6 protein-coding genes are annotated in these 6,923 nt (G+C 60.3%); 1 reads left to right on the forward strand and 5 read right to left on the reverse strand.

What is annotated here, in order from left to right:
- Positions 1-46: 46 nt before the first annotated feature.
- From fkpB to murJ, 5 genes are all read right to left on the reverse strand, one after another.
- The gene (gene fkpB / locus JWR98_RS13275; RefSeq protein ID WP_179119878.1) at positions 47-484 is read right to left on the reverse strand and encodes an FKBP-type peptidyl-prolyl cis-trans isomerase; all 438 of its coding nucleotides are present in this window, start codon (positions 482-484) and stop codon (positions 47-49) included.
- Between the two features lie 7 nt (positions 485-491).
- Positions 492-1,004, reverse strand: a complete 513-nt coding sequence (gene lspA, locus JWR98_RS13280; RefSeq protein WP_078731499.1) for a signal peptidase II — start codon at positions 1,002-1,004, stop codon at positions 492-494.
- Positions 997-3,828: an isoleucine--tRNA ligase gene (gene ileS / locus JWR98_RS13285; protein WP_205490245.1), complete on the reverse strand. Its 2,832-nt coding sequence runs from the start codon at positions 3,826-3,828 to the stop codon at positions 997-999. The genes lspA and ileS overlap by 8 nt, the downstream gene beginning before the upstream one ends.
- A gap of 14 nt (positions 3,829-3,842) precedes the next feature.
- Complete coding sequence (gene ribF / locus JWR98_RS13290) at positions 3,843-4,781, reverse strand: bifunctional riboflavin kinase/FAD synthetase (protein WP_205490246.1); 939 nt, start codon at positions 4,779-4,781, stop codon at positions 3,843-3,845.
- A 119-nt stretch (positions 4,782-4,900) separates the two neighbouring features.
- Positions 4,901-6,439: a murein biosynthesis integral membrane protein MurJ gene (murJ, locus tag JWR98_RS13295; protein ID WP_003171648.1), complete on the reverse strand. Its 1,539-nt coding sequence runs from the start codon at positions 6,437-6,439 to the stop codon at positions 4,901-4,903.
- Between the two features lie 253 nt (positions 6,440-6,692).
- On the opposite strand from murJ, the gene rpsT reads away from it, so the two are divergent.
- The coding region (gene rpsT, locus JWR98_RS13300) for a 30S ribosomal protein S20 (protein ID WP_205490247.1) at positions 6,693-6,923 on the forward strand (231 nt) is incomplete at its 3' end.

A 6,923-nucleotide genomic window follows, 5' to 3' on the forward strand; every position in this document is an offset into this window, starting at 1 on the left:
CCCCTCCCACACAAGCCCGCTCCCACAGTTTTAATCGAGTCGTTGATCAGAGCGCTTTAACGTCGATGATTTCAACGTCAAACGTCAAGGTTTTACCGGCCAACGGATGGTTGAAGTCGATGGTCACTTGCGCGTCATCGAAAGCCTTGACCACACCCGGCAACTCGGTATTCGCCGCATCGTTGAAAATCACCAGCAGGCCTTCCGACAGGTCCATGTCCTGGAACTGCGAACGCGGGATGATCTGTACGTTTTGCGGGTTGGGCTGGCCAAAGGCGTTTTCCGGCAGGATCTGCAAGGTGCGCTTGTCGCCGGCCTTGAAACCGAACAGTGCCGCTTCGAAACCCGGCAGCAGGTTGCCGTCGCCGACCCTGAAGGTCGCCGGGGCTTTGTCGAACGTGCTGTCGACCGTGTCGCCATTTTCCAGGCGCAGTGCGAAATGCAAAGTGACTTCCGTGTTCTGGCCGATGCGTTGCTCAGCCAATACCTGATCAGTCATTGACGGTCTCTCCGGTTTTCTTACTTTTGAACATGTCCAGCGCCAGCATGATTGCACCGACGGTGATGGCACTGTCGGCAAAGTTGAACGCGGGGAAATAATGACGGTTCTGCCAATGCACCAGGATGAAGTCGATCACATGGCCCAGGGCAATGCGGTCGTACAGGTTACCCAGCGCGCCGCCCAGCACGAGTGCCAGGGCGATCGCCAGCCAGGTGTCATCGCGCCCAAGGCGCTTTAGCCAGATCACCAGTATCGCGCTGACCACCAGCGCGATAACCGCGAACAACCAACGCTGCCAGCCACCGCCATCGGCGAGAAAGCTGAAGGCGGCGCCGGTGTTGTAGGCCAGGGTCCAACTGAAGTAATCCGGGATCACCACGATTTGCTGGAACATTTCCAGGGAGCCTTCGAAGTGAGCCTTGCTGACCTGGTCAACGACCAGGACCAGCACGCTCAGTACGAGCCAGCCCAGACGTCCGAAACGACTGGCTGCATTAGGCATAGTGGCGAACCTCGCCTTCACCGCTGATGTTGTCGACGCAACGACCGCAGATTTCCGGGTGCTCCGGGTTCACGCCGACATCTTCACGGCAGTGCCAGCAACGGGCGCACTTGGGGAAGGCCGACTTGACCACTTTGAGCTTGAGACCCGGCACTTCAGTGGCCACGGCATCCGCCGGGGCCTGGGCGAATGGCGCCAGGCTCGCGGTGGAGGTGATCAGCACGAAGCGCAGTTCGTTACTCAGCTTGGACAGGTCAGCAGTCAGGCTTTCTTCGGCAAACAAGGTGACTTCGGCTTGCAGGTTGCCACCTACGGCCTTGGCCGCACGCTGAACCTCCAGCTCCTTGTTCACCGCGACTTTAACAGCCATCACGCCTTCCCAGTATTCGCGGCCCAGTTCGAAGTCGGCCGGCAGTTCGGTCAGGCCTTCGTACCAGGTGTTGAGCATCACCGATTCGTTGCGCTCGCCCGGCAGGTATTCCCACAGTTCGTCGGCGGTAAACGCCAGGATCGGTGCGATCCAGCGCACCAGCGCTTCGCTGATGTGGTACAGCGCGGTCTGCGCCGAACGACGCGCCTTGCTGTTGGCGGCGGTGGTGTACTGGCGATCCTTGATGATGTCCAGGTAGAAACCACCCAACTCCTGCACGCAGAAGTTGTGGATTTTCGAGTACACGTTCCAGAAACGGTATTCGCCGTAGTGTTCCTGCAACTCGCGCTGCAGCAACAGGGTACGGTCCACGGCCCAACGGTCCAGGGCGAGCATGTCCTCGGCCGGCAGGAGGTCGGTGGCCGGGTTGAAGCCGGTCAGGTTCGACAGCAGGAAACGCGCGGTATTACGAATACGCCGGTAGGCATCGGCACTGCGGGCCAGGATCTGGTCCGACACAGCGATTTCACCCGAGTAGTCGGTCGATGCCACCCACAGGCGCATGATGTCGGCGCCCAGGGTGTCGTTGATCTTTTTCGGTTCGATCACGTTCTTCAGCGACTTGGACATCTTGCGGCCCGTCTCGTCGACGGTGAAGCCGTGGGTCAGCAGTTCGCGGTACGGGGCGTGGTCGTCGATGGCGCAACCTGTCAGCAACGAGGAGTGGAACCAGCCACGGTGCTGGTCGGAGCCTTCCAGGTACAGGTCGGCACGCGGACCGCTCTCGTGGCCCATAGGGTGCGAACCACGCAGCACGTGCCAGTGGGTGGTGCCCGAGTCGAACCACACGTCCAGGGTGTCGCTGATCTTGTCGTACTGCGGCGCTTCGTCGCCCAGCAGTTCGGCGGCGTCCAGCTTGAACCAGGCTTCGATACCCTCTTGTTCAACGCGCTGCGCCACGGCTTCCATCAGCTCGACGGTGCGCGGGTGCAGCTCGCCGCTTTCCTTGTTCAGGAAAAACGGGATCGGCACGCCCCAGTTACGCTGGCGGGAGATGCACCAGTCCGGACGGTTGGCGATCATCGAATGCAGGCGCGCCTGGCCCCAGGCCGGCACGAACTTAGTGTCTTCGATGGCTTTGAGCGAGCGCACACGCAGGGTGTCGCCGCTGGTCGGCTCTTTGTCCATGCCGATGAACCACTGCGCGGTGGCGCGGTAGATCAGCGGGGTCTTGTGGCGCCAGCAGTGCATGTAGCTGTGCTTGATGGTGTCGGTCTGCATCAGCGCACCGACTTCACGCAGCTTGTCGATGATCGGCTGGTCGGCCTTGAAGATGAACTGGCCGCCGAAGAATTCCAGCGACGGTACATAGACGCCGTTGCTTTGAACCGGGTTGATGATGTCATCGTTAACCAGGCCGTATTTCTTGCAGATGACAAAGTCGTCCACGCCATAGGCTGGCGAGCAGTGCACCACACCGGTACCCGAGCCGAGTTCGACGTAGTCAGCCAGGTATACCGGCGACAGGCGGTCATAGAACGGGTGACGGAAGTTGATCAGTTCCAGCGCGGAGCCGGTGGCGGTCGCGATCACCGAACCTTGCAGTTCGTAGCGTGCCAGGCACGCCTCGACCATTTCCTCGGCCAGCACCAGCAGGCGGTCGCCCACATCGACCAGGGCGTAGGTGAATTCCGGGTGCACGTTCAGCGCCTGGTTGGCGGGGATGGTCCACGGGGTGGTGGTCCAGATCACGATGGCCGCTGGCTTGCTCAGGCTGGCCAGGCCAAATGCCTGGGCCAGTTTGGCCTCGTCGGCGATGGGGAAGGCCACATCGATGGTCGAGGACTTCTTGTCTTCGTACTCGACTTCCGCTTCAGCCAGGGCCGAGCCGCAGTCAAAGCACCAGTTCACGGGCTTGAGGCCCTTGAACACGAAACCGCCCTTGACGATTTCGGCCAAGGCGCGGATTTCACCGGCCTCGTTCTTGAAGTTCATGGTCTTGTACGGATTGTCCCAGTCACCCAGCACACCCAGGCGGATGAACTCGGACTTCTGCCCTTCGATCTGCTCGGTGGCGTAGGCACGGCACAGCTCGCGGGTTTTATCGGCGCCCAGGTTCTTGCCGTAGGTCACTTCGACCTTGTGTTCGATCGGCAGGCCGTGGCAGTCCCAACCCGGGACATACGGTGCGTCGAAACCCGACAGGGTCTTGGAACGCAGGATCATGTCCTTGAGAATCTTGTTCAGCGCATGACCGATGTGAATCGTGCCGTTGGCATAAGGAGGGCCGTCGTGCAGGACGAATTTCGGACGATCCTTGCCAATTTCGCGCAACTTTCCGTACAGGCCAATACTGTCCCAGCGCTGCAGGATCTGCGGTTCGCGCTGTGGCAGGCCGGCCTTCATTGGGAAGGCGGTGTCCGGAAGGTTTAACGTGGCTTTATAGTCGGTCATTTAAGGCTCTTCGGTTAGCGATGGGCGCTAGGTGCAGCTAGTGCACGGGCGGCGGCGACATCCGCATTGATCGCCGTTTTCAACGCCTCGAGGGAGGCGAAACGCTGCTCTTCACGCAGCTTTTGGTGGAAAACCACCGTCAAACGCCGGTCGTATAAATCACCGGCAAAATCCAAAAGGTGAACTTCCAGGTGGGCCTTGCCATCACCCGCAACCGTGGGTCTGACGCCTATATTGGCGACTCCCGGCCACGATTGGCCGTCGATGTCGACGCTCACCAGATAAACGCCGGTCAGCGGCACACGACGGCGCTTGAGCTGCACGTTGGCGGTTGGCGTACCCAGTTGGCGCGCCAGCTTCTGGCCGTGCAGGACCCGACCGGCAATGCGGAAGGGGCGGCCGAGCAAACGCTCGGCCAAGGCGAAGTCGGCAGCGGCCAGGGCGTTACGCACCTGGGTACTGCTCACGCGCAGGCCATCGAGTTCGACGGTTTGCGCGGCTTCGACGGTGAAGCCCTGCGCAATGCCCGCGTGTTGCAGGAATTCGAAATCCCCGACCCGGTCGCAACCAAAACGGAAGTCGTCGCCGACCTCCAGGTGTTGTACGCCCAGGCCATCCACGAGGATACGGTCGACGAACTCGGCGGCGCTGAGGCTCTGCAAACGCTGGTTGAAAGCCAGGCAGAGGACGCGGTCCACACCTTCTTCAGCCAGCAGTTGCAGTTTGTCCCGCAAGCGGGCCAACCGGGCCGGCGCCGTTTCGGGGGCGAAATACTCCCGCGGCTGTGGCTCAAAAATCACCACGCAGCTGGGCACGCCCAACTCGACCGCACGCTCGCACAGCCGGGCCAGGATAGCCTGGTGGCCACGGTGAACACCGTCAAAGTTGCCAATAGTGGCGACGCAGCCCCGATGCTCGGGGCGCAGGTTGTGGAGACCTCGAACCAGCTGCATAACGCGCTTCTTGCTCATAAAGTGGTCGATTATAACCACACCCGGCCCCGGACGACAGGCAACAGCGCAGGGCAAATGGATCGAATCGATAAAACAGCCGCTTTATCGCGGCAAACTCTCTAACTCAGCGACTTGCGGTTGAAATCCCGCAGGCGGAACCCCTGCAGCAGCAACATCCCGAAGTACACCACCACGCCAGCGACGACCAGCACGCCCAGGCGCATGAAGCGCTCCAGCATATGGCCCTCGCTCCAGGCCGGCATCACATGCATCAGGCCGAGCAATACCGCCGACATCATTGCCACCGCCACCAGCAGCTTGAGGGCAAATACCCCCCAACCCGGCTGCGGCTGAAACATCTGCTGTTTGCGCAGTTGATAAAACAGCAGGCCGGCGTTGATGCAAGCCCCGGCGCTGATCGCCAGAGCCAGACCGGCGTGGGCCAGCGGGCCGATAAACACCAGGTTGAGCAGTTGCGTGACGATCAGCGTGAAAATCGCGATTTTTACCGGCGTACGGATGTTCTGCTGCGCATAGAACCCTGGCGCCAGCACTTTGATCACGATAATGCCGAGCAGACCGACGGAATAGGCGACCAGCGCGTGCTGGGTCATCAGGGCGTCATGGGCGTCGAATTGTCCATACTGGAACAGCGACACCGTCAGCGGCTCGGCGAGGATTCCCAGGGCCAAAGCACAGGGCAATACCAGGACGAAGCACAGCCGCAGGCCCCAATCGAGGATGCGTGAGTATTCCTGGCGGTCCTTGCTGGCGTAGGTGCGCGCCAGGGTCGGCAGCAGAATCGTGCCGAGAGCCACGCCGAGCACGCCGGACGGCAGCTCCATCAGACGGTCGGCGTAGTACATCCACGACACCGAGCCCGACACCAGTAACGAGGCGAAGGCGGTGTTGATGATCAGGGAGATCTGACTGACCGACACGCCCAGGATCGCCGGCAGCATATTGCGCATCACGCGCCACACGCCGGTGTCCTTGAGGTTCAGGCGCGGCAGCACCAGCATGCCGATCTTTTTCAGGTGCGGCAGTTGGTAGAGCAATTGCGCCAGGCCACCGGCCAGCACGGCCCAGCCCAGGGCCATCACCGGCGGATCGAAATACGGCGTGAGGAACAGCGCAAAGATGATCATGCTGACGTTAAGCAAGGTCGGCACGAACGCCGGCACCGAAAAACGGTTCCAGGTGTTGAGGATGGCCCCGGCCAGGGACGACAGCGAGATCAGCAATATATAAGGAAAGGTTACGCGCAACAGGTCTGTGGTCAGCGCGAATTTTTCCGGGGTGTTGGCAAAACCGGGCGCCGTGGCCCAGATAACCCAGGGCGCCGCGAGCATGCCGGCAATCGTCACCAGCATCAGCACCAGGGTGAGCAGGCCCGAGACGTAGGCAATAAAGGTGCGGGTCGCCTCCTCGCCCTGCTGGGTTTTGTATTCCGCCAGGATCGGTACGAAAGCCTGAGAGAACGCCCCCTCGGCGAAGATCCGCCGCAGCAGGTTGGGCAATTTAAAGGCAATAAAGAAGGCATCCGTGGCCATACTGGCCCCAAAGATGCGCGCCAGCAGGGTGTCACGCACAAATCCCAAAACCCGGGAGATCATCGTGATAGAGCTGACGGCGGCCAACGATTTGAGCAGATTCATTGAAAGAGTTTGCGCCTATAGATAAACAGCAGGCGAACTAAGCGCCCACTTATGCGATACTGCGCGCCTGCAACAGCACAGAGCCAAAGCTCGCGAGTTTACAGGTCAAGCGCCGGAAATAAATCACCCGCCTCTTCAGATCGACCACTCAGCAGTTCGCATCAGCCGCCCTTGACAACCCGTCAAGTCATCGGCATGATTCGCGGCCTATTTTGTTTGCTATTTCCTAAAAAGTCTTTCGAGGAGCTCGACGGTGGCCAACACACCTTCCGCCAAAAAACGTGCAAAACAGGCTGAGAAGCGTCGCAGCCACAACGCCAGCCTGCGTTCCATGGTTCGTACCTACATCAAGAATGTAGTTAAAGCCATCGACACCAAAGACGCTGAAAAAGCTCAAGCAGCTTACGTTCTGGCTGTGCCTGTTATCGACCGTATGGCCGATAAAGGCATCATCCACAAGAACAAGGCCGCTCGCCATAAGAGC

Origin of the sequence: Pseudomonas lactucae, from assembly GCF_016937615.1 — a bacterium.
In the GTDB taxonomy this organism is placed as follows: Bacteria; Pseudomonadota; Gammaproteobacteria; order Pseudomonadales; family Pseudomonadaceae; genus Aquipseudomonas; species Aquipseudomonas lactucae.